The sequence below is a fragment of the Streptomyces sp. NPDC003247 genome (genome assembly GCF_042888135.1).
Taxonomy (GTDB): Bacteria; Actinomycetota; Actinomycetes; order Streptomycetales; family Streptomycetaceae; genus Streptomyces.
Genome location: NZ_JBIAPF010000006.1, coordinates 314,297 through 335,683, shown reverse-complemented (window position 1 = coordinate 335,683; position 21,387 = coordinate 314,297). Strand labels below are relative to the sequence as shown.

Annotated in this window: 17 protein-coding genes and 1 pseudogene; 6 read left to right on the top strand and 12 right to left on the bottom strand. The window is 76.4% G+C overall.

Features of this window, described 5'->3' with window-relative positions:
• Positions 1-328: 328 nt before the first annotated feature.
• Together ACFYWQ_RS22405 and ACFYWQ_RS22400 are read left to right on the top strand one after the other, a co-directional pair.
• Positions 329-1,924 carry a class I adenylate-forming enzyme family protein gene (locus tag ACFYWQ_RS22405; protein WP_389518625.1) on the top strand — a complete coding sequence of 532 codons (1,596 nt, stop codon included), beginning with the start codon at positions 329-331 and terminating at the stop codon, positions 1,922-1,924.
• A 67-nt stretch (positions 1,925-1,991) separates the two neighbouring features.
• Positions 1,992-2,834, top strand: coding sequence for a DUF4437 domain-containing protein (locus ACFYWQ_RS22400; RefSeq protein WP_389518624.1), 843 nt, complete (start codon positions 1,992-1,994; stop codon positions 2,832-2,834).
• A gap of 118 nt (positions 2,835-2,952) precedes the next feature.
• On the opposite strand, the gene ACFYWQ_RS22395 is transcribed toward ACFYWQ_RS22400, so the two are convergent.
• The gene (locus ACFYWQ_RS22395; protein ID WP_389518623.1) at positions 2,953-4,401 is read right to left on the bottom strand and encodes a dihydroorotase family protein; all 1,449 of its coding nucleotides are present in this window, start codon (positions 4,399-4,401) and stop codon (positions 2,953-2,955) included.
• A 138-nt stretch (positions 4,402-4,539) separates the two neighbouring features.
• Between ACFYWQ_RS22395 and ACFYWQ_RS22390 the strand changes: the two genes are divergently transcribed.
• The 3 genes from ACFYWQ_RS22390 (at position 4,540) to ACFYWQ_RS22380 (ending at position 8,263) form a co-directional block, all read left to right on the top strand.
• The gene (locus ACFYWQ_RS22390) at positions 4,540-5,832 is read left to right on the top strand and encodes a CaiB/BaiF CoA transferase family protein (protein ID WP_389518622.1); all 1,293 of its coding nucleotides are present in this window, start codon (positions 4,540-4,542) and stop codon (positions 5,830-5,832) included.
• A 104-nt stretch (positions 5,833-5,936) separates the two neighbouring features.
• The gene (locus ACFYWQ_RS22385; RefSeq protein WP_389518621.1) at positions 5,937-6,785 is read left to right on the top strand and encodes a cyclase family protein; all 849 of its coding nucleotides are present in this window, start codon (positions 5,937-5,939) and stop codon (positions 6,783-6,785) included.
• A complete protein-coding gene (locus tag ACFYWQ_RS22380; protein ID WP_389518620.1) occupies positions 6,782-8,263 on the top strand; it encodes an MmgE/PrpD family protein in 1,482 nt (493 codons plus the stop codon). Before ACFYWQ_RS22385 ends, ACFYWQ_RS22380 begins: the two co-directional genes overlap by 4 nt.
• 333 nt (positions 8,264-8,596) lie before the next feature.
• Here the strand turns inward: ACFYWQ_RS22380 and ACFYWQ_RS22375 are convergent, their stop codons facing one another.
• The 11 genes and pseudogenes from ACFYWQ_RS22375 to ACFYWQ_RS22325 form a co-directional block, all read right to left on the bottom strand.
• The gene (locus ACFYWQ_RS22375; protein ID WP_389518619.1) at positions 8,597-9,451 is read right to left on the bottom strand and encodes an HpcH/HpaI aldolase/citrate lyase family protein; all 855 of its coding nucleotides are present in this window, start codon (positions 9,449-9,451) and stop codon (positions 8,597-8,599) included.
• Positions 9,452-9,455: 4 nt separating this feature from the next.
• Positions 9,456-10,619: an acyl-CoA dehydrogenase family protein gene (locus tag ACFYWQ_RS22370; RefSeq protein WP_389518618.1), complete on the bottom strand. Its 1,164-nt coding sequence runs from the start codon at positions 10,617-10,619 to the stop codon at positions 9,456-9,458.
• A 3-nt stretch (positions 10,620-10,622) separates the two neighbouring features.
• Complete coding sequence (locus ACFYWQ_RS22365) at positions 10,623-11,087, bottom strand: Zn-ribbon domain-containing OB-fold protein (protein ID WP_389518617.1); 465 nt, start codon at positions 11,085-11,087, stop codon at positions 10,623-10,625.
• Positions 11,084-12,232, bottom strand: a complete 1,149-nt coding sequence (locus ACFYWQ_RS22360; RefSeq protein WP_389518616.1) for an acetyl-CoA acetyltransferase — start codon at positions 12,230-12,232, stop codon at positions 11,084-11,086. The genes ACFYWQ_RS22365 and ACFYWQ_RS22360 overlap by 4 nt, the downstream gene beginning before the upstream one ends.
• Positions 12,229-12,672 (bottom strand): MaoC/PaaZ C-terminal domain-containing protein, encoded by a 444-nt coding sequence (locus tag ACFYWQ_RS22355; RefSeq protein ID WP_389518615.1) that lies wholly within the window; start codon positions 12,670-12,672, stop codon positions 12,229-12,231. The genes ACFYWQ_RS22360 and ACFYWQ_RS22355 overlap by 4 nt, the downstream gene beginning before the upstream one ends.
• Positions 12,669-13,439 (bottom strand): MaoC family dehydratase N-terminal domain-containing protein, encoded by a 771-nt coding sequence (locus ACFYWQ_RS22350; RefSeq protein WP_389518614.1) that lies wholly within the window; start codon positions 13,437-13,439, stop codon positions 12,669-12,671. The genes ACFYWQ_RS22355 and ACFYWQ_RS22350 overlap by 4 nt, the downstream gene beginning before the upstream one ends.
• On the bottom strand, positions 13,436-14,554 hold the full coding sequence (locus tag ACFYWQ_RS22345; protein ID WP_389518613.1) for a RidA family protein: 1,119 nt from the start codon (positions 14,552-14,554) through the stop codon (positions 13,436-13,438). Before ACFYWQ_RS22345 ends, ACFYWQ_RS22350 begins: the two co-directional genes overlap by 4 nt.
• 79 nt (positions 14,555-14,633) lie before the next feature.
• On the bottom strand, positions 14,634-16,256 hold the full coding sequence (locus ACFYWQ_RS22340; protein ID WP_389518612.1) for an MmgE/PrpD family protein: 1,623 nt from the start codon (positions 16,254-16,256) through the stop codon (positions 14,634-14,636).
• Positions 16,249-17,496, bottom strand: coding sequence for a CaiB/BaiF CoA transferase family protein (locus ACFYWQ_RS22335; protein WP_389518611.1), 1,248 nt, complete (start codon positions 17,494-17,496; stop codon positions 16,249-16,251). The genes ACFYWQ_RS22340 and ACFYWQ_RS22335 overlap by 8 nt, the downstream gene beginning before the upstream one ends.
• Positions 17,493-18,533 (bottom strand): LLM class flavin-dependent oxidoreductase, encoded by a 1,041-nt coding sequence (locus ACFYWQ_RS22330; RefSeq protein ID WP_389518610.1) that lies wholly within the window; start codon positions 18,531-18,533, stop codon positions 17,493-17,495. Before ACFYWQ_RS22330 ends, ACFYWQ_RS22335 begins: the two co-directional genes overlap by 4 nt.
• Positions 18,534-18,802: 269 nt before the next feature.
• Positions 18,803-19,291: pseudogene (locus ACFYWQ_RS22325) on the bottom strand (MaoC family dehydratase); the annotation flags it as partial.
• Positions 19,292-19,751: 460 nt separating this feature from the next.
• On the opposite strand from ACFYWQ_RS22325, the gene ACFYWQ_RS22320 reads away from it, so the two are divergent.
• Complete coding sequence (locus ACFYWQ_RS22320; protein WP_389518609.1) at positions 19,752-21,371, top strand: hypothetical protein; 1,620 nt, start codon at positions 19,752-19,754, stop codon at positions 21,369-21,371.
• Positions 21,372-21,387 lie beyond the last annotated feature (16 nt).

Sequence of the window (21,387 nt, the reverse complement as noted above, 5' to 3'; positions counted from 1 at the left end):
CGGCCACCCGGGCCACCCGGGCCACCCGGCCACCCGGGCCACCCGGGCCACCCGGCCACCCGGGCCACCCGGGCCACCCGGCCACCCGGGCCACCCGGGCCACCCGGCCACCCGGGCCACCCGGCCACCCGGGCCACCCGGCCACCCGGGCGCCCGGGGCGCCCCGGCTCCTCGCGCGCCACCGTCGTCGCCCGCACTTGCCCCGCACCTCCCACCGCCGCTCCCTCATGTTCCGTTCAGGGAAACGAAGTTGACACTGGCGGAACGATGGCGGTACACAGGGAAGGAGCTGATCCGCACTCCGCCGGGTCCGTGGGAAGGACGCGTCATGCCCGATGCACCACCCCCGCCCGCCGCGGTCCGGCGGATCCTGGCCGGAGAGGTCGCCGTCACCATGGCGACCGGGGTGCGGGAGCGCGCCGTCGACGCCGCCGGACGCGTCGCCGTGGTGGACGGCGGGCGCACCCTGACCTTCGCCGCCCTGCACGCACGGTCCAACCGGCTGGCGCAGGCCCTGCTGGCCGCGGGGCTGGCGCCGGGCGACCCGGTGGCGGTCCTGCTGGGCAACCGGCTGGAGTATCCGGAGGTGGCCGCGGCCCTGGCCAAGGCCGGGCTGCCGATGGTGCCGTTGGGCCTGCGCCAGACCGCGCCCGAGATCGCCTGGATCGTCGGGCACAGCGGCGCGCGGGCCCTCGTCGTCCAGGACGAACGGGCGGAGGAAGCCGTCGCCGCCGTCGGCGCGAGCGCCGACCGCATCGCGGTCGTGCTCACCGTCGGGGGCCCCGGACCGGGGCTCGGCTACGAGCGGGCGGTCGACACCGCGCCCGACCGCGACCCCGGCGTGCCCGTCACCGGTGACGACGTCTTCTGCGTCCAGTACACCTCCGGTACCACCGGCCGCCCCAAGGGCGCCCTGCTCACCCATGGCGGCCGGGCGCTGACCGCCCTGCTGTCCGCGCACGAATGGGGCCTCGGCGCGGGCCGGACGAGCATCGCCGTCGCCCCCATGAGCCACGGCGCGGGCTTCATGTTCGGCTTCGCCCCCGTCCTGACCGGCGGCACCGTCGTCATGCTGCCGCGCTGGGAGCCGGCCCGGCTGCTGGAGCTCGCCCAGGAGCACCGCGCCCAGTCCGTGTTCCTGGTCCCCACCCACGCCCAGACCATCCGCGCCCTCGGGGAGGACGCGCCCTCCCGCTACCGGCTGCCCGTGCTGGACACCCTCTACTTCAACGCGGCCGCCCTGCCGGTCCCGTTGAAGGAGTGGGTGCTGGACGCGTTCCCGCGCTGCGGCGTCCACGAGCTGTACGGCTCCACCGAGGGCGGCGTCGTCACCGACCTGCGCCCGCGCGACGCCCGGCGCAAGGCCGGCTCGGTGGGTCCCGCCTGGTACCTGACGGACGTGCGCGTCGTCGACGACGACGGACGGCCCGTGCCGCCCGGCGAACCCGGCGAACTGTTCAGCCGCTCCCCGTTCCTGATGGCGGGCTACCTGGACGACCCCGCCGCCTCCGCCGCCTGCCGGGCCCCCGACGGCGCCCTCTCCGTGGGCGACGTGGCCACCATGGACGACGAGGGGTACGTGACGATCGTCGACCGCAAGAAGGACGTGATCGTCTCCGGAGGGCTCAACGTCTACCCCCGCGAGGTCGAGGAGGCCGTCCTCGCCCATCCCGCCGCGGCGGAGTGCGCGGTGGCGGGCACCCCGGACCCCGTCTGGGGCGAACGGGTCACCGCCTTCGTGGTCTGGACCCCGCACGGCACCCCGCCGGACCTGGAGGAGCTCGTCGGCTTCCTGCGCCCCCGGCTGGCCCCCTACAAACTGCCGCGCCGCCTGGAGACCGTGGGCACCCTGCCCCGCAACGCCGCGGGCAAGGTCCTCCGGCGCGAGCTGCGCGACGCGGCCGGACCCGAACCGGCCCGGTAGACCCCCGTACGGCAGACCCCCGTACGGCAACCTCCGTACGGCAAGACGACCGAAAGGCGGCGGTGCGGTGCGCCCCCATGTGGAACTGATCCACGAGGACGACTACGTCTGGCACCCGGCAGAGCTCCCCGGCGGCAACGGAGACGTCCGTGAGCGCCGGCTGAGCACGGACGAGGAGGACGGCTCCAGCGCGCTCTCCCTGGAGTTCGACACGGACTGGACGCGCGGTGGCGGAGTCCCCTCCGCCGACACGGAGTTCTTCGTGCTCTCCGGACAACTCACCTACGGCACGACGGCCTTGGGCCCGGGCGGCTATGTGCAGGTCCCCGCCGGAGTGCCCATGGACGCCGTCACCGTCGCCGCCGGCAGCCGGATCCTGCACTGGCGCGAGTACGGCTCCTCCGGCTTCCTCCCGGGCGCGGAGCGCGCCCCCGACGCGGAGGGCGAGGTGACCGTGCGGGACTCCGAGGCGCTGGAGTGGACGGCCGCGCCCACCGTGGGCCCCCTCACCCCGCTCTTCATCAAGCTCCTGCACCGGGACGACAAGACCGGTTTCTACACCCGGCTGATCCTCGCCCCCAAGGGGTGGACCGACCACCGGCTGGCCCACCATCCCTGCTACGAGGAGTTCTACACACTCAGCGGGCGCATGACCTACAACTTCGGGGACATCGACCCGGGCACGTACTGCTTCCGGCCGCCGTTCGTGAAACACGGGCACTTCGTCGCCGAGGAGGACACCACCTGGATCATCCGCTCCGACGGCGAGCTCATCAACTGGTACACCACCGACGAGTGGATCAACTGGGGAGGCGAGGCGGAGAACTACGAACCCCGTCAGGCCCCCCAGCCGTCCACCATGCCGCTGCGCTCCCGCTCGCGCGGGGCGTGGAGCCGTGACGGCATGTGAGCGGCCCGGCGGCGGACGGCCGCGCGACCCGCACCCGGGCCCGCCACCCCGCGCGGCGGGCCCGGCCCAGTCCGGTGTGGGCGTCCGGCCCGCCGGCCCGTCCGGCGGGCCGGCGGGTTCAGCGGAACAGGCGCTGCCCCTGCGGAGTACCGGTCACCTCGCCGTCGCGGTGGACGACCTGTCCGCGCAGGACCGTGGCCCGCGGCCACCCCCGCACCGTGCGCCCGGTGAACGGGCAGTGGTCCTGGCCCGACAGCAGCAGCTCCGGGGTCACCGTGCGCTCCAGGTCCAGGTCCACCACGACCAGGTCGGCGTCGTGCCCGACCATCAACGAGCCCTTGCGGCCCGCCAGTCCGTATGCGGCGGCCGGGTTCGCCGACACCAGCTCGGCGATCCGCCGCAGCGGCAGCCCGCGCCGGTGGTACCCCTCCGACAGCAGCAGCGGATAGAGCAGGGCCGTACCGCCGAACCCCGGCAGCGCCGGCCACAGGGCGTCGCCCTTGCTCTCCTCCATGCAGCAGGCGTGGTCCGAGGCGACCCAGTCGACCGTGCCGTCCAGGACGCCCGCCCACAGGGCCTCGTTGTCGGCGGCCGTGCGGATCGGCGGGTTCACCTTGGCGCCGAGCCCCGCGCCGGCCGCGTCCAGGCTGTCGTGGTCCAGGCACAGGTGGTGCAGGGTCACCTCGGCGCGCAGGTCCGCACCGGGCGCCGCGGCGCGCGCGGCGCGGGCCGCGTCCAGGGCCTGCGCGCTCGACAGGTGCAGCAGGTTGACCGGACAGCCGGTGGCGTGCGCCAGTGTGGCCGCCTCGCCGATGGCGACCCGCTCGGTCAGCGGCGGCCGCGCCTCGCTGTAGGCGCGCAGCGTCTGCGGGTCGCCCGCCGCCCGCACCCGGTCGATGAACAGCCGCATCAGTTCCGCCTGTTCGCAGTGCAGGGAGAGCGACACCCGCCCGTCGGGACGGGTCGCGTCCGCCGCCGCGACGGCCTCCATCAACTGGTAGAGATGGCCGAGGTCGTACTCCTCGCCCTCCCCGGTCATCCGGAAGCCGCGCGCGTCACGGGAGTCCGCCGCGAGGTTGAACCCCTTGTAGAACATGTAGAACTTGAACGAGCTCACCCCGGCGTCCGCCACCAGCGCGGGTATCTCCCCGATCTGCGCGGAGTCCATGGGGGCCAGGTGGAAGCCGTAGTCGGTGTGGGCGCGGCCCTCGACCGCCTTCAGCACCTCCGGCAGGATCCGGGCGTACGGTCCCGTCCGGTCGAGGTAGTGCTGCCCGGTGCGGAAGTACGACAGGACGCTGGTGACGCCCCCGACCAGGCAGGAACGCGTCTCCTCGGCGGCGTCCACACCGAGCGGCCGGTAGATGCCGAGGTGCAGGTGGGCGTCGACGGCCCCCGGGAGCACCGCCCGGCCCGAGGCGTCGAGCACCTCGTCCGCGTCCGAGGCGGGCAGGTCGTCGCCGAGGGCGGCCACCACCCCGTCCCGGACGGCCAGGTCGGCGCGGATCTCACCGGTCCAGGGCTGGACCAGCGTGCCGTTCTTCACGAGCAGGTCGTAGCGTGCCATGTCCAGCTACCGCCTTCCGGTCCCGCGTCCCCCATGAGGAAACGTCGTTTCTCTTTCACGTCGGCGTGCCGCATGCTAGCTTTTGGCAACGCTGTTCCACAAGGAGAAACAAGCTGGACTGAAGGGGGTGTGCACCGCTTGCCGTCCCACGTCCCCGCCGACCGCACCGAAGCCGCCGCCGACCCCGCCGGCACCGCCGACCCCTCCGGTGCCGCCGCCGATCCCGCGGGCCCGGCCGGTGCCGGCCCCCTCGCCGGCCTCACCGTGCTCGACTGCGCCACCCTCTTCGCGGGCCCCCTCGCCGCCACCGTCCTCGGCGACTACGGCGCCGACGTCATCAAGATCGAACACCCCCGGCGCCCCGACCCCGCCCGCACCCACGGCCCGTCCCGCGACGGCGCCGGCCTGTGGTGGAAGATGCTCGGCCGCAACAAGCACACCGTCACCCTCGACCTCTCCCGGCCCGCCGGCGCCCGGCTGCTGCTGCGCCTCGCCGCCCGCGCGGACGTGCTCATCGAGAACTTCCGCCCCGGCACCCTGGAACGCTGGGGCCTCGCCCCCGACCGGCTGCACGAGGCCAACCCGGGCCTGGTGATCGCCCGGATCACCGGCTTCGGCCAGTTCGGGCCGTACGCCCACCGGCCCGGATTCGGCACCCTCGCCGAGTCGATGAGCGGATTCGCCGCCGCCACCGGACAGCCCGACGGGCCGCCCACCCTGCCGCCCTTCGGCCTCGCCGACGGCGTCGCCGCCCTCGTCGCCGCCTCCGCCGTGCAGACCGCGCTGCTGCACCGCCTCACCCACGGCGGCCGCGGACAGGTCGTCGACCTCGCCATCGTCGAACCGCTGCTCACCCTGCTCGGCCCGCAGGCCACCGCCTACGACCAGCTCGGCACCGTCCCCGAACGCCTCGGCAACCGCTCCGCCAACAACGCCCCGCGCAACACCTACCGCACCCGCGACGGTCGCTGGGCGGCCGTCTCCACCTCCGCGCAGTCCGTCGCCGAGCGCGTGCTGCGCCTGGTCGGCCACCCCGAGGTGACCGAGGAGCCCTGGTTCGCCGGCGGCTCCGGGCGCGCCGCCCACGCCGACCTCCTCGACGACCACGTCGGACGGTGGATCGCCGCCCGCGACCTGGACGAGGTGCTCACCGCGTTCACCGACGCCGACGCCGCGATCTGCCCCGTCTACGACATCCGGGACGTCTTCGCCGACCCCCAGTACCAGGCGCTGGACTCCATCACCACCGTGCAGGACCCCGACCTGGGACCGCTGCGCATGCAGAACGTCCTCTACCGGCTCTCCGCCACCCCCGGCGCCATCCGCTGGACCGGCCGCCCGCACGGCGCCGACACCGCGGCCGTCTACGGCGAGCGTCTCGGCCTCACCCCGGAGGAACTCGAGGCCTTCGCCAGGGACGGGATCGTCTGACGCCCCCCGCGGGGCGCCGGACGGCCGGACGGGTCCTCCCACCCGGCACGGCGGCGCCCACGCCCTGCCGACGGCACCCCGCCGACGTCCGAGGAAGGAACCCCATGACCGGCGTCCCCGGCGTCCGCCCCGCGGCGCCCCCTCCCTGGCAGGCGCTCGCCGCCTCCCGCGTCCTCGACCTCGCCCAGCCGATGCGGCGGGGCATGCCCCAGTCGCCCAACCACCCGCCGTACCGCATGCTGCTGGAGCGCCGCCACGGCGACCTGGTGCGCGCGGACGGCGGCTCGGCCGCGAACGAGATCGTCATCACCGGCGGGCACGTCGGCACCCACGTCGACGCCCTCGCCCACGTCTCCCAGCACGGCCGGCTGCACGGCGGACTGCCGGCCGCCGACGTGCAGAGCCACGAGGGCTTCGCCCGCCTCGGCATCGAGGAGTTCGCCCCGTACGTCGGCCGCTGCGTCCTGCTGGACGTCGCCCGCCTGCACGGCGTGCCCGTCCTGCCCGCCGGGTACGAGGTCACCGCCGACGACCTGGCCGCCGCCGAACGCGCCGCCGGCGTCACCGTCGCGCCCGGCGAAGCCGTCCTCGTCGGCACCGGCTGGTCCCGCCACTGGGCCGACCCGGCCGTTTTCGGCGGGCAGAACGGCGGAGCCCCCGGCCCCGGCACCGGCGCCGCGGACTGGCTCGCCGCCCGCGACCCCGCCCTCGTCGGCGGCGAGACCATCGCCTTCGAGCACATCCCGCCCGGCCGCGGCCACGCCACCCTGCCCGTGCACCGCACCCTGCTGGTGGAGGCGGGCATCCACATCGTCGAGACCATGTGCCTCGACGCCCTCGCCGCGACCGGCACCGCCGAATTCCTCCTGGTCCTCGCCCCGCTGCCGTTCGTCGGCGCGACCGGCGCCCCCGCCCGCCCGCTCGCCCTGCTCCCCCAGGAACGCGCCGCGTGAACCGGACCACGCCCCCCGGCGCCCCCGCCCCGATCGCCGCCCGCCTCGCCGCCTTCGCCGCCGACTGCCGCGACGGCGTCCCCGGGCCCGTCACCGCCGACGCCACCGGACGCGTCCTCGACTTCCTCGGCAACTGCCTCGCCGCCCTCGGCCCCCACACCGGGGAGAACCCCGAGACCGCCCCCCACCAGGCCGCGTCGCGCACCGCACGCCGGGCCGGCGGACGCCCCGAGGCCACCGTCATCGGCAGCGGCGACCGGCTGCCCGCCGACCGGGCCGCCCTCGTCAACGGCACCCTCGCGCACGCCCTCGACTTCGACGACACCCACCTGCCGTCGGTGCTGCACCCCACCGCCGCCGTCCTGCCCGCCGCCCTCGCCGTCGCCGAGGCCCGCGCGGCGGACGGCCCCTCCCTGATCGCCGCGCTCGCTGCAGGCGGCGAGATCTGCGTCCGGCTCGGCATGGCCTCCTACGACCCCGCCCTGCGCAACTCCGTCTTCTTCGAACGCGGCCTGCACGCCACCTCGATCTGCGGCACCGTGGGAGCCGCCGTCGCCGCCGCCGTCCTGCTGGAGCTGCCCGCGCCGCGCATCGCCGACGCCATCGGCATCGCCTGCTCCATGGGCGCCGGAGTCATCGAGGCCAACCGCACCGGCGGCAGCGTCAAACGCGTCCACTGCGGCTGGGCCGCCCACTGCGGCATCACCGCCGCCCAGCTCGCCGCCGAGGGCGTCACCGGACCGCCCACCGTGATCGAGGGACGCTTCGGCTTCCTGACCGCCCTCCTCGGCGACCGGTGGCACCCCGGCCCCCTCACCGCCGGCCTCGACGCGATGCACGACGCCGCGCACTGGGAGTATCCGCGCACCGTCTACAAGCCGTACCCCTCCAACCACTTCACCCACCCCGGCATCGACTGCGCGCTGGCCCTGCGCGCCCGGGGACTGGACCCGCGCACCGTCTCCACCGCCGAACTGGGCGTCGCGGCCGCCCCCCGGCGCACCATCGGCGAACCCCGCGAGGAGAAGCACCGCCCGCGCTCCCCCTACCACGCCAAGTTCTCCGGCCCCTACACCGTGGCCGCCGCGCTGCTGGCCGACGAGAACGCCGGACTCGGCCTGCACCTGGCCGACTTCACGCCCGCCGCGTTCGGCGACCCGCGCCGCCGCGCCCTCGCCGAACGCGTCGAGGTCGTCCCCGACGCGCTCTGCGACGAGGAGTTCCCGCACGCCTTCAGCGCCGTCCTGCGGATCGCCACGCTCGACGGCCGGCGCTGGGAACACCGGGTCTCCGGCTCCCGCGGCGGCCCCGCCGCCCCCCTCACCCTCGACGAGCTGGAGACCAAGTACCGGCTGGGCGCCACCCCGTTCCTCGGACCGGACCGCACCACCCTGCTGGCCGCCACCGTCCGCGCCCTGCCGGCCGAGGGCCGCGGCGCCGCCCGCCGCCTCCTGGCCGCCCTGCGCCCACCCGCCTGACGCCGTACGCTCACGGCCCGGCGTTCCGGGCGGATGGTGCTCCGGCGCGCGCAGAGTGCCGTGCGTCCTCGCACGGGGTGCCGACCGGGCCCGTGACCACGGCCCTCGCCGACGCGCCCGGGGACGAGGGAGGCGCGGGCTGTGCCCGCGCGGCTCGCCGTGGGCCGGCTCGCGCTGCCGCAAGCCGCGCGCGGGCACCACCCTGGGCCGGGTGGTGCCCGCACGCGGCCCGCGGTACGGCGGCTCGCACACCCAGGCGGCGCCCGCACGGAGGCAGGGCCCCCGGCACGCCAGGGGGCCCGGCGTGGGCCGACACCGCCGGGTGCCCCGTGCTCAGCCGTCCCCCGCCAGAACCCGCCGGGCGGCGCGCACCACCGCCTCGTCGACCATGCGGCCGTCCGCGTCGACGATGACCGGGCGTCCGGCCCGGGCCGCCGCGTCGAAGCGGTCCACCAGGTCGCGGGCGGCGGCCAGTTCGGCGGCGGTCGGGGTGAACACCTCGTGCACCACCGGGATCTGCGCGGGGTGGATGCAGGCGCGCGAGCGGTAGCCGAGGCGGCGCAGGGCCGTGCTGGAGCGGCGCAGCGCCCCGAGGTCGCGGTAGTCGGTGCTCACCGGGCCGACCGGAGGGCCGATCCGGGCGGCCGCGCAGGCCAGGACCAGGCCGACACGCACCGGCAGCAGCTCGCGCTCGTCGCCGGGCACCGGATCCATGCCGAGGTCGGCCCGCAGATCGGCCTCGCCCGCCTGGAGGTGCGCCACGCGCGGGGCCTCGGCGAGAGCGGGGGCCGACAGCACCGCGCCGGCCGACTCCAGCAGCGGCGACAGGGCGACGCGCCCCGGCACGAGGCCCAGTGCGGCCTCCCGCTCGCCCAGCACCGCGTCCACCGCCGCCACGTCGTCGGGATGCCCGCACTTGGCCAGGCACAGCCCGCGCAGCGCCGGGGAGACCACCGCCGCCGCGTCCACGAGACCGGCCGCGCCGGGATTGACCCGGACCCACACCTCGACCGGCTGCGCCGGGTCGACCCTCGCGAGCCAGTCGGCGGCGGCCCGCCGGGCGGCGTCCTTCGCGCCCGGCGCGACGGCGTCCTCCAGGTCGACGATGACCGCGTCCGCGCCGCGCTCCAGGGCGCGGGCGAGCATCGCCGGACGGTCGGCCGGCACGTAGAGGTAGGAGCGGGCCACCGCGTCACCCGATCCTGGTCTCGCCGGAGGTGAGCCGCCGGGCGATCACGGTGCGCAGGATGTCGTTCGTGCCCTCGCCGATGCTCATCAACGCCGCGTCCCGGTACAGCCGTTCCACCACGAACTCCTTGGAGTAGCCGTACCCGCCGTGCAGCCGCATGGCGTCCAGCGCGGCGGTGACGGCCGTCTCCGAGGCGAACAGCTTCGCCATGCCCGACTCGGCGTCCGCCCGCGCCCCGCCGTCCGCCCGCGACGCCGCCCAGTACACCAGCAGCCGGGCCGCCTGAAGCCGGGTCGCGAGGTCGGCCAGCCGCAGCTGCACGGCCTGGAAGTCATGGACCGGCCGGCCGAACGCCTGCCGCCGCCCGGTGTACGACAGCGCCTCGTCCAGCGCGGCCTGGGCGATCCCCACCGAGCGGGCCGCCACGTTGATGCGGCCCGTCTCCAGCGCCGACAGCGCCTGCTGCATGCCCCGCCCCTCGACCCCGCCGAGCAGACAGTCCGCGGGCACCCGCACGTCCTCCAGCAGCAGTTCGCAGGTCTCCGTGCCCCGGTAGCCCAGCTTGGGCAGGTCCCGGGTGACGGTGAAGCCCTCGCTCGCGGTGTCCACCAGCAGCAGACTCATGCCCCGGTGGGCGGGCCGTGCCGCCGGGTCCGTCTTGACCAGCACCGGCAGCATCCCCGCGGACCGGGCGTTGGTGATCCAGGTCTTGGCGCCGCGTACGACGTAGCCGTCGCCGTCCCGGCGCGCGGTGGTGCGGATGCCCTGGAGGTCGGTGCCCGCGTCCGGTTCGGTCAGCGCGATGCCGCTGCGGCACGCGCCGCTCGCCATCCCCGGCAGCCAGCGCAGCCGCTGCTCCTCGCTCCCGTGCCGGGCGATCAGCAGACAGGCCAGGGAGTGCGAGCCGAGGATGCCGGCGATGCCCATCCAGCCCCGGGAGATCTCCTCGAAGGTGAGCGCGAAGGACACCATGTCCACGTCCAGCCCGCCGTACCGCTCGGGCACCGTGAGCCCGAACAGGCCCAGGGACCGCATCCCGTCGATGATCTCGGCCGGGTGCCGGCCGGACTCCTCCCACTCCCGGGCCACCGGGGTGATCTCCTTGGCGACGAAGTCGCGCAGCGTGCGGCGGAACAGCTCCTGTTCCGGTGTCAGGGCGAAGTCCACGGTTCACGGCTCCCGTTCGTCGGGCGGGCCGTCGCCCGGCCCGGGGGTGAAGGCGGGCTGGCGCCGGCCGTCCGGCAGCGGCAGCCAGACCAGCCGTACGGGCTGGTCGCAGCGGAAGGAGTCAGGGGCGCCCAGCAACGGGACCAGCAGCACCGGGCCCTGCGCCAGCCGGACCCGGCCCAGGGTGTACGGCACGGGCCGTCCGGGCGGCGCCCGGTGCACGGTGGTGAACGAGTCCAGCACCGCCGGGCCGCGCACCGGCACCTGGCGCAGGCCGTCGGTGCCGCCGCAGCGCACGCACAGCACGCGCGGCGGATGCTGGTGCCCGCCGCACGCGGGGCAGTGCTGGACGGTGAGCACCCCGTCCCGGGTGGCGTCCCAGTAGGCCGCGGTCACGGCGTCCGCGGGGGCGGGCGGCGGCCCGGGCAGGACGCTTCCGTCCACGCGGACCGTCTCCTCGTCGCTCACCGGGCCTCCTCCCGGGCCAGGACCACCGTGGCGTGGCTGGAGAGGATGCCGCCCGTGCCGTGCGCGACGGCCGTCCGCGCGCCGGGCACCTGCCGCGCACCGCACTCGCCGCGCAGCTGGCGCACCGCCTCGATCAGCAGGAACAGCCCGAACATGCCGGGATGGCCGTAGGACAGTCCGCCGCCGGACGTGTTGAGCGGCAGGGCCCCGCCGGGGCGGATGCGCCCCCCGGCGACGAACGCGCCGGCCTCGCCCTCCCCGCACAGCCCCAGCGCCTCCAGCGACAGCAGCGTGGTGATGGTGAAGGAGTCGTAGATCTGCACGACGTCCATGTCGGCGGGGCCCAGTCCGGCGCGGGCCCAGGCCCGGTCGGCGGCCCCCCGCGCGCCGCTGTCCAGCAGGTCGTCGGGACCGGCCGTGCCGGTGTGGCCGGTGGCCTCGCCGTAGCCGAGGACGTGCACGGCGGGCCGGCGCAGGTCCCGCGCCCGCTCGGCCGTGGTGAGGACCAGCGCTCCGCCCCCGTCGGTGACCAGGCAGCAGTCGGCGGTGGTCAACGGGCTCGACAGCACGGGCGCCGACAGCACCTGCGCGACCGTCAGCGGGCCGGCGGCGAACCGGTACGCGTCCGGGTTGAGCAGCGCCCACGCGCGGGCCGCCACCGCCACCTCGGCCAGCGCCTCCCGGCCGTAGCCGTGGCGGTGGAGGTAGCGGCGGGCGGCCATCGCGTAGTGCGACGCCGGGTACAGCGGGCCGGCCGGGGCCTCGAACTGTGCCTCCGGCACGGCCGGGTCGGCCGGTCCGGTCAGCGAACGGCGCCGCGCCGAGCGCTGGTCGGAGCCGTAGGCGATGACGACCGTCCGGCACTGCCCGGCGGCCAGCGCCTGCGCGGCGCGGGCCACGAACATCTCGAAGGCGCTGCCGCCGGCGGACGTCGAGTCGGTCCAGGCCGGCCGGATGCCGAGGTAGTCGGCGGCCTGCGTGGCGGGGAACCGGCCGATGCCGGCGGTGGCGAGACCGTCCACGTCCGCCAGGGCGAGCCCGGCGTCGGCCAGGGCCCGGGTGACGCCCTGGGCGAGCAGCGCGAGCGCGGGCCGCCCGGTGACACCGAGGTCCGAGGTGGCCGCGCCCACGATCGCGGCGGTCACGGCGCCTCCCCGGGGCGCGGTCCGGCCGGCGGCGGGGCCAGGGTGAGCGTGGCGCCCGCCGGGGACACCGCCGTCCGCGGCCGGTCCCCGGTCACCTCGACGCGCTGCTCGACCGTCACCAGGTCCCCGTCGACCGCGGTGACCCGGCCGGTGCACAGCACGCTCTCCCCGGCGAACACCGGCCGTACGAACCGGAAGCGGAGGGTGCGCAGTGTGCACTGCGGCCCGAGCCAGCCCTGGAGCTGTTCGGCGAGCAGCGCGCCGAGGACCTGGCCGTCGACGACCGGGCCGGGCAGCCCGTGCGCGGCCGCGAAGGCGGGGTCGTAGTGCAGACGGTGCCAGTCCCAGGTGGCGCCCGCGTACGCCACCAGCCGGGTCAGCGGGAAGTCGCGGCGCAGCGGCGGCACCACGGCGCCGGGCAGCAACTGGGGGCCGGTCACCGGGCCTCCCCGGAGGGGGGCGCGGGCTCGGGAGTGACCGCGGCGGCCGCAGCGGGGGGCGTGGGTGTGGCGGGCGGACCGGAGGTGGGGGGCAGTGGTGTGGCGGGTGGGCCGGAGGTGGTGGGTGGTGGTGTGGCGGGTGGGCCGGAGGTGGTGGGTGGTGGTGTGGCGGGTGGGCCGGAGGTGGTGGGTGGTGGTGTGGCGGGTGGGCCGGAGGCGGCGGGGGCGGGCGCGGGTGTGGCGGGTGCGGGTGTCGCCGGTGGGGCGGCGGTGAGGGCGATGTACAGCATGGTCTCCTCGTTCTCGGCCAGCAGCTTCCCGCCGGAGGTGTAGGCGCAGTGCGAGCGCACGACCAGCATCGGCAGCCCGCCGCCGGTGGTGCGCTCGGTCACCGAGGTGAGCGTCCAGGTGGCGGTGATCCGGTCGTCGGGGCGCACCGGCCGGTGGAAGGTGTACGCGTTGCCGCCGCGTACGGCGCGGGTGCCGGGGACGTCCACGCCCCAGGTGTGGCCGGCGTAGCCGTCCGCGTCGGGCGGCAGACCCGCGTACTGGTTGGTCTCGCACACCAGGGTGGGCGGGGCGACGACGTCGGGGTGGCCGTGGGCGCGGGCGTACGCGGGATCCAGGTGCAGCGGGTCGCCGTTGCCGGTGGCGAGCGCGAAGTAGCGGATCGCGGCGCGTCCCAGCTCCTCCGGCGCGGTGTAGACGGCGGTCCGTCCGGTGAGCCGCCGGCGCAGCGCGTCCGTCAGCAGGATCGGCTCGGTCACCGGGTGCCTCCCGGGAGGGCGACGGGCTCGGCGGAGGCGGCGGGCCCGGCGGGGGCGACGGGCTCGGCGGGCTCGGCGGGGGGCGTCCCGCGCAGGACGGCGGTCGGGAACACCTCGGTGAGGAACTCCCGGCGCAGCAGACCGGCGCAGCCCACCGTCGTCACCACCGGCCGAGGACCGGGACCCAGCGTCCGGGCATGGGCGGCGGCGACGGCCGCCCGCTCGCCCAGGGCGGCCGGACACAGGTACTCCTCCACGGACACCAGGTCCCCGGGGCTCCCGCCGGCCGCGGCCACCACCTCCAGCACGGCGGCGAGCACGGCCTCCGTCTGGGCGACCGGGTCACCGGGGTACAGGGCCCGCTGGGTCTCCATGTCCAGTGCGGCGAACCCCGACATGTGCAGGGTCCGCCCGGCGAGCACCCCGGGGCTGTAGGTCAGCGTGTCGTAGCGGCGCCAGCCCGGGTTGACGGCGGCCGGCGGATGCCGGGAGGCCGTGACGTCGAGGGCCACCAGCACCCCCGGGGCGTGCAGCCGGGACATCAGGATGCCTCCCGCGCCCGGGAACACCCCGGCGCCGCCCAGGAGTTCGCGGCGCGGGCCCGCGCACCGCGGATAGGCGCGGCGGGTCGCGGGGGTGGTGTAGTCGAACGTCGTCACGGCCTGGTCCAGGCTCAGGCCGGCCCGCTTCAGCAGCCGGCCGGCCCGGCTCAGGCAGTAGGCGTACTGCGCGACGAAGTCGTCCGGGTGGACCAGGTCGCCGCGGTCGTCGAGGGGCAGCACGGTCGGCAGCCGGACGGTCCCGGCGCCGGAGGCGTCCGTGCCCGGTCCGGCGTGCACGGCGAGCAGCGCGCCGGGGTCGGGCAGCGCTTCGACCACCACCGTGCGCAGGTCCTCGCCGGCCCCGGGGAACACGGCGGTCCGGGCCGCCTCGACCTCCGGGTAGGCGTCCAGCGCCGCGACCGTGACGTACTCGGTGAGGCGGACGCCGCCGGGGTCCGGCAGCCGGGCGTGCAGGGCCCGGAAGGCGGCCCGGGCCTGCCCGGCCGGATCCGGCCCCCGGCCTACGACGGCCTGGCCGCCCCGGCGCGGGGCCCGGGGCTGTGCTGCGGTCAACGGGTCCTCCGGAGATCAGGTCGGGAGTGGTGGGAGCGGTGGTAGGGGTGGGAGGGACGGGGGAGCGGGGCGGGGCCCGTCACGGGTCGGCGGGCGGGCCGGGCAGGGCGTCCTCGACGAGGCGCAGGACCGCCGTCAGGTCGTCCTCGCGGTCCAGGCGCAGCACCCGTTCGGCGAGCTCCCTCGTCACGGCCGTCTCGCCGCCCGCGTTGGCGTGGAACTTGGCGACGACGCGGTCGGTGCCGGGCGGGCGGACGGGACCGCCGTCGACCCGGACGTCGAGCGAGGTGCCGTCGGCCAGGTGCGCCCTGAGGTCGCCGGGCGCCTCGGCGTCCGGTCCGGCGTAGGGGCGCACCACGTGCGAGACCCGCGCGGCGAGGGACCGGGCGTCCGCCCGCACGAGGGCGGCCGGACCGTAGGTGCCGGGTGTCAGGCGTCCGTCGAGCAGCATGAGCGCGGTGCTGAACGGCAGGGAGAACTTCGCCTCGTACGGGGTGCGCGGGGCGACGCGGTGGGCGCGGGGCTCGCACACCACGGGCACGGTGCCCGGCGGCACCGCCGCGACGACGGACACGAGGGCGCCGGGACCGGGACCGCCGTGCTCCGCCAGTCGTCCGCGCAGCACGGCGGCCGCGTCGAGGGTGCGGTGCAAAAGGTGGCAGCAGGGGTGGAGTTTGCTCTCCACGGCGGTGACGTGCCACATCTCGCCCAGGTCGCCGGCGATGTCGGCGGCCGTGGCGCGGCGGTCGGCGAGGGCCGCGTAGACGCCGTGGCGGCCCTCCAGGACGGAGGCGGGCCCCTGGGCCCCGGCGGCGGCGAGCCGCGCGGCGAGCAGTCCGGCGTGCGCGCCGAGGCCGGGGTGCAGGGCCTTGGTGTCGCTGCCGGCGTCGAGGAACTCCAGCAGTCCGCCCGCGCCGCTGCCGGCGAGGCCGAGGGCGTGGGCCGTGACCTCGGCGGGCTGCCCGGTGAGGACCGAGGCGGTGACGGCGGCGGCGAAGACCGTCGCGATCTGGGTCGCGTGCAGGCCGCGGGCGTGGAACCCGTAGGGGGCGCCGAGCCCGACGCGCAGCGCGGTCTCGTACCCGGCGGCCGCGGCGACCAGCAGCGCGGGGCCGTCGGCCGCCGTCTGCCGGCCCACCGCGAACAGGGCCGGCAGCACGGCCGCGGTCGCGTGCACGAGCGCGCCGGGGTGGGTGTCGTCGAAGTCCAGGGCGTGGACGAGGTTGCCCAGTGCCAGCGCGGCGGCGGGTGCGCCGACCGGGGCGGACAGTCCGGGGACCGTCGCCTCCGGCGGGCCGCCGAGCGCCGCCGCGACGGCCAGCGCGGGCCCGGCGTGGCCGGTGCGGGCCGCCGCGAGCACACAGCCGAGGCCGTCGAGGAGCTGCCGGCACACGGCCCGCCGGACCACGCTGGGCACGGTGGCCGGGGTGAGCCCGGTGGCCCATGCGGCGATCAGCTGCGCGGCGGACGCCTCGGAGCCCGGGCCCGGGCCCGGGGCGAGGGGCACACCATGGCTGTGGCTGTGGCTGTGGCTGTGGCCGTGGCTGTGGCCGTGGTTGTGGTTGTGGTTGTGGTCGTGAGGGTGGTTGCCGTCGTGGTGGGGCGGGGGCGGTTCCGGCCGCGCCGGTGGCGTCGTCGTGCCGGCGGCTGGCGGTGCGGTGTGCGGGGCCGGGGAGGGGCCGGCCGGGGCGGGTTCAGACACCGAACGCTCCCGTCGCCCGCAACGCGGCGATCCTGGCGTCGTCGTAGCCGAGGAGGTCGCGCAGGACGGCGTCGGTGTGCTCGCCGCGCCGGGGTGCGCGGGGCGCGGGCCCGGCGGGGCGGGGGCCGACCCGGACCGGGCTCGCCGGGGCGCGCACGGTGCCGAACCGGGGGTGCGCGCTCTCGGTGACGAGGCCGCGGGCCGCGGTGTGCGGGTCGGCGAGGGCCTCGGCCACGGTGTGCACCGGCGCGCAGGGCACGCCGGCCGGGGTGAGGGCGGCGAGCCACTCGGCCACCGTCCGGGCCGCGAACAGCTCCTCCAGCTCCGGCACGAGCTTCTCACGGTGTTCCCGGCGGCCCGCGAAGTCGGCGTAGGGATGGCCGGTCCCGGTCCATTCGGGGTGGCCGAGGAGCGGGGCGAGCCGGCGCCAGAACTTCTCCTTGGCGCAGCCCACCACCAGCCATCCGTCCCGGGCGCGGAAGGCCTGGAACGGCACCAGGGAGGGGTGGGCGGAGTGCCGGGTGCGGACCGGCTCGTAGTCCGCGGTGAGGTGCCAGGTGGCCGGATAGGTCAGCATGGAGACGGCCGTGTCGTACAGCGAGACGTCGCAGTCGCAGCCGACGCCGTCGCGGCGGGCCGCGTGCAGCCCGGCGAGCAGGGCGACGGCGGCTACGTACCCGCCCGAGTAGTCGACCAGCGACAGACCGGACTTGGCGGGCGGGCCGCCCGGTTCCCCGGTCAGGTCCATCCAGCCGGCCAGTCCCTGGAGGACGTAGTCGTAGCCGGGCTGCCGGGAACGCGGTCCGGTCATGCCGAAGCCCGTGAGGGAGCAGCACACCACCGCCGGGTTGAGGTGCCGCAGGTCGGCGTGGGTGATGCCGATGCGGGCCGGGACGTCTCCGCGCAGGTTGGAGTAGACGGCGTCGCTGTGCCGCACCAGGTCCTCGAAGACGGACCGGCCGGACGGGGTGGCCAGGTCCAGGCCGACGCTGCGTTTGCCGCGGTTGAAGGTCTCGAAGAACAGGGAGTCCTCGCCGTCCTGGTACGGGGGTACGTAGCGGCCCACGTCCCCGCCCGAGCGGGGCTCCTCGATCTTGATGATCTCGGCGCCGAGTTCGGCCAGGTGCCAGGTGCCGAACGGGCCCGCGCCGTACTGCTCCACGGCGATCACCCGTACGTCGTCCAGCGGACGGCGGACGGGCGGTGAGGCGGCGGTGGGGGCGGTGGGGGCGGTGGTCATGGGCGCAGCTCCCGGATGAGGTCGAGGACATGGGCCTGCGACTCGCGGATCTCACGGGGGGTCAGTCCGTGCACGGGCGGGGTGATCTTGAGGCTGTCGGCGAGGCCCGCGTAGCCGGTGAGACGGTCGGCGACCTGGTCGGGGGTGCCGCAGACGGTGAGGGCTCGGGTCATGGCCGGGTCGACGGCGCCGGCCAGGTCGCCCGCGCGGACGCCGGGTCTGCGGAACTCCTCGGCCACCCGGCTCCGCGGCGCGGCGAGTCGGTGGGCGGCGAACAGCGGGGCGTAGGTGCGGACCGAGGCGTAGAACCCGACCCCGCCGGACGCCCGGCGCAGGGCCTCCGCCGGGTCGGGGTGGACCGACACACAGGCGGAGGCGACGACTTCGAGGTCGTCCGGTGTGCGTCCGGCCGTGGCCAGACCGGCGCGCAGGGCGGGCAGCACGGTCTCGCGCAGATGGGCGGGGGAGCCGAGTTCGTGTCCGATCCAGCCGTCGCCGATCTCGCCGGCGAGCCGGGTCATCAGGGGCCCGGCGGCGGCGAGGTGGACGGGGACGCGGGTGCGCCGGGGGAGCGGTCGCCGGTAGCCGCGCACGCGGAGCGCGGTGAGCGGGCCGCCGGCCTCGATGGGGTCGCCGTCGGCGCAGCGGGCGACGAAGGCCCGGACGCAGTCCACGGTCTCGCGCAGCCGCTGTACCGGGTGGTCGAAGCGCACGCCGTGCCACTCCTCGTTCAGCCGGCGCACACCGGTGCCGAGGCCCAGCACCGCCCGTCCGTCGGAGAGTTCGTCGAGGTCCAGGGCCTCCAGGGCGCAGGTCATGGGGGAGCGGACGAAGGCGAGGGCGACGGCGGTGCCGATCCGCGCGGTGGTGGTGGCGCAGGCCAGCGCGGCGGCGGTGACGGTGGCGCTGCGGTGCAGTTCGGCCGCCCACAGGGTGTCGGCACCCGCCTCCTCGGCGAGCCGTCCGGCGGCGGTGAGTTCGGCCAGGTCCGCGCCCCAGGGCGCGTAGCCGAGCCGGGGCAGGGCCGGGGTGGTCATCGAGGGGTCCGGGCGGCGGGGGTGGGGCGCTCGCCGTCCGGCGCGGGGTCGGGGCGCTTGCCGTCCGCCGGCGCGGGGTCGAGGTGCTCGCCGTCCGGCGCGGGTCGGTCGGCGGCGGGTCGGTCGGCGGCGGGTCGGTCGGTTGCCGGCCCGAGCGGGCCCGCCGGGGGACCCGCCGGGAGGTCCGCCGAGCGGTCCGCCGAGGGGCCCGCCGAGGGGCCCGCCGGCCACGGGGTGGCGGCCTCGGGGCGGATGCCCTCCAGGGGTGCCGCGCCCCGCTTGTGGACGTAGAAGGTGCGCAGGAACGTGCAGACCTCGGTGCCGTGCTGGTTGAGGGTGCGGGTGCGTACGGTGACGATGCCGGCGCCGGGCCGGGAGCGGGACTCGCGGCGTGAGACCACCAGGGACTCCGACCACAGGGTGTCCCCGGCGTGGACCGGCGCGGTCATCCGGACGTCGTCCCAGCCGAGGTTGGCGAACGCGTTCTGGGAGAGGTCGGTGACGCTCTGGCCGACGGCGATGGCGAGGGTCAGGGTGGACACCACCAGAGGGCGGCCGAACTCACCGGTCGCCGCGTACTGGCTGTTGAAGTGCATCTGGCTGGTGTTCATGGTCAGCAGCGTGAACCAGGTGTTGTCGGCCTCGCCGACCGTGCGTCCCAGCGGGTGCCGGTAGACGTCGCCGGGGGAGAAGTCCTCGTAGAAGCGCCCGGTCCAGCCCGGACGGACGACGGGCTGCGGGTCGTCGGGGGAAGTCATGGCGTCCTCTTTCGGATGCGGGCTCCCGGGGCACGCCGAAGGTCCGCCTCGGGCGGGCTGCGGTGCGGTGGAGTGGACGTGGCCGTGTGGCCGTGCTGCGGCGATGCCGTGGCCGTGCGGTCGGCGGTGCGTTGGCCGTGCGGTGGCGGTGCGGTCCGGCAGAGCGGGACGGTGCCCGGCTCGACCCTAGGGGCGCGGCCCGCCACCGTCAAGCGCCCTGTTTCCCTGTGCGGTCCGGTGTTTCCCTCAAGGGGCGCGCGTCGACGCCCGTCGGAAACAGGGGTTTTACCCGGCGTGTCCCGCTCCCGTCTTGACACCGCGTCACGCTGATGGCTCCATGTGACGCATCTCTTCGAAACGGTGTTTCCTCAATGGAAACGCCGTGGATGCCTCGCGGCGTCCGTGCCCGACGGCCCGTGCGACCGCACGCGCCGCTCCGTGAAGGGGGCAGCTTCCCGGTATGAGAGCCAAGACCATCGCGGCGGCCCCGTCGCGCACCGCGGCCGCGCTCGCCGCACTCGTCGTCGCCGCGGCCGGATCGCTGGTGCTCGGCGGTGCCCGGCCGGCGCACGCGGGCAGCGCCGCCGTGACCTACGACTGCGTGTTCGCCTCGTCCCACTCGGTGTTCACCACCACGGCGACCCTCACCGCCGACGCCACCACCACACCCGGCACGCCGGTCGACCTCACGCTGAGCTTCGCCGACGGCCCCGCCAACGGGCCCGTGGCGCTGACAGCCGGCACGGTGGCCGTCTCCGCGCGACTCGGCGTCACCGGCCAGGACCCCGTCACCGTGAGCGCCCCCGCCTCCAACGCGGCCGTCGCCCCCTACGCGGAGATCCCGATCCCGGACCTCACCGGCACGCTCACCGTCGCCCAGCCCGGCACCGTCCAGCTCACCCCGGGCGACCTCACCCTGAACATCACCAACTACGGCCTCAGCATCGCCTGTACCGTCGACGGCACCGCACCGGTCCTGTCGACCGTCACCGTCACCGACGGCAGCACGGGGAGCGCCGCCGCGGCGGTCGAGAAGATCTCCGGCCGCCCCGCCACCGACACCACCGGAGCCCGCCCCGGCGACACCGTGACCCTCGGCGGCACGGGCTGGACCGCGGGCGAACCCGTCGACGGCGTACGGCTGTGCGCCCTGGACGGCACCAGCGCCTGCGCCGACGACGTCCTCACCCCCGACCTCACGGTCGACGGCGACGGACGCCTCACCGGCACCGTCCTCATCGGCGCGGGCGCCCCGCCCGGTCCGCACACCCTGGTCATCACCCAGGGCTCGCTCGGCGCCACCGTCGTCCTCGGCGTGCTGGGCACCCGTTCCCTCCAGCTCAGCCCGTCCGGCGGCGGACCCGGCACGACCACCACCGTCACCGGCGCCTCCTTCGACCCGGGCGACGAGGTCACCGTCACCGGAGTGGACGCCGACGGCCAGGCCACCGGCGCCCCCCTCGTCGCCCCCGTTGACGCCCGCGGCGCCTTCACCGCGACGCTCACCCCCGCCGCCGGCACCGTGAAGGTGGTGGCCACCGAGGCCGACGGCGGCGCCGGCGACCTCGCGGAGGCGGCCTGGAGCGCCACGGCCGACGGCGGCAGCGCCGAGCAGACCCTGAAGGTCGTCGTCTCCGGCGGCGCCCTGACCATGGCCCAGGCGGCGGGCGAGGTGACCCTGTCGCCCGTCACCGTCGACGGCACCGAGCACACCGCCACCGGCTCCCTCAACGCCGTCGAGGTCAAGGACTTCCGCGGCAGTACCCGGGGCTGGTCCCTGGTCGGCACCGTCACCGACTTCACCAACTCCGCCGGCGCCGCCGTCCCGGCCGGGAACCTGTCGTGGACGCCCACCTGCGCGGTCCACGCCGGCGCCGCGGCGGCCTCCACCGTCACCCCCGGCAGCCCGGGACCCCTCAGCGCCACGACCGCGGTCCCCCTGTGCACCCAGGCCGCCAGCGACGACCCCACCTCGGTCACCGGCGGCGACTTCGACGCCGGCGCCTCCCTCGACCTGCGGGTGCCCGCCATCACCCAGGCCGGCGAGTACGCGGCCGTGCTGCGTCTCACGCTGTCCTGAACACCCGATCACGCCG

Bases quoted from the DNA above. Each gene is read 5' to 3' on its own strand.
- ACFYWQ_RS22405 (WP_389518625.1), top strand. From the start codon at position 329: ATGCCCGATGCACCACCCCCGCCCGCCGCGGTCCGGCGGATCCTGGCC.
- ACFYWQ_RS22330 (WP_389518610.1), bottom strand. From the start codon at position 18,533: ATGACCACCCCGGCCCTGCCCCGGCTCGGCTACGCGCCCTGGGGCGCG.
- ACFYWQ_RS22385 (WP_389518621.1), top strand. From the start codon at position 5,937: ATGACCGGCGTCCCCGGCGTCCGCCCCGCGGCGCCCCCTCCCTGGCAG.
- ACFYWQ_RS22395 (WP_389518623.1), bottom strand. From the start codon at position 4,401: ATGGCACGCTACGACCTGCTCGTGAAGAACGGCACGCTGGTCCAGCCC.
- ACFYWQ_RS22335 (WP_389518611.1), bottom strand. From the start codon at position 17,496: ATGACCACCGCCCCCACCGCCCCCACCGCCGCCTCACCGCCCGTCCGC.
- ACFYWQ_RS22320 (WP_389518609.1), top strand. From the start codon at position 19,752: ATGAGAGCCAAGACCATCGCGGCGGCCCCGTCGCGCACCGCGGCCGCG.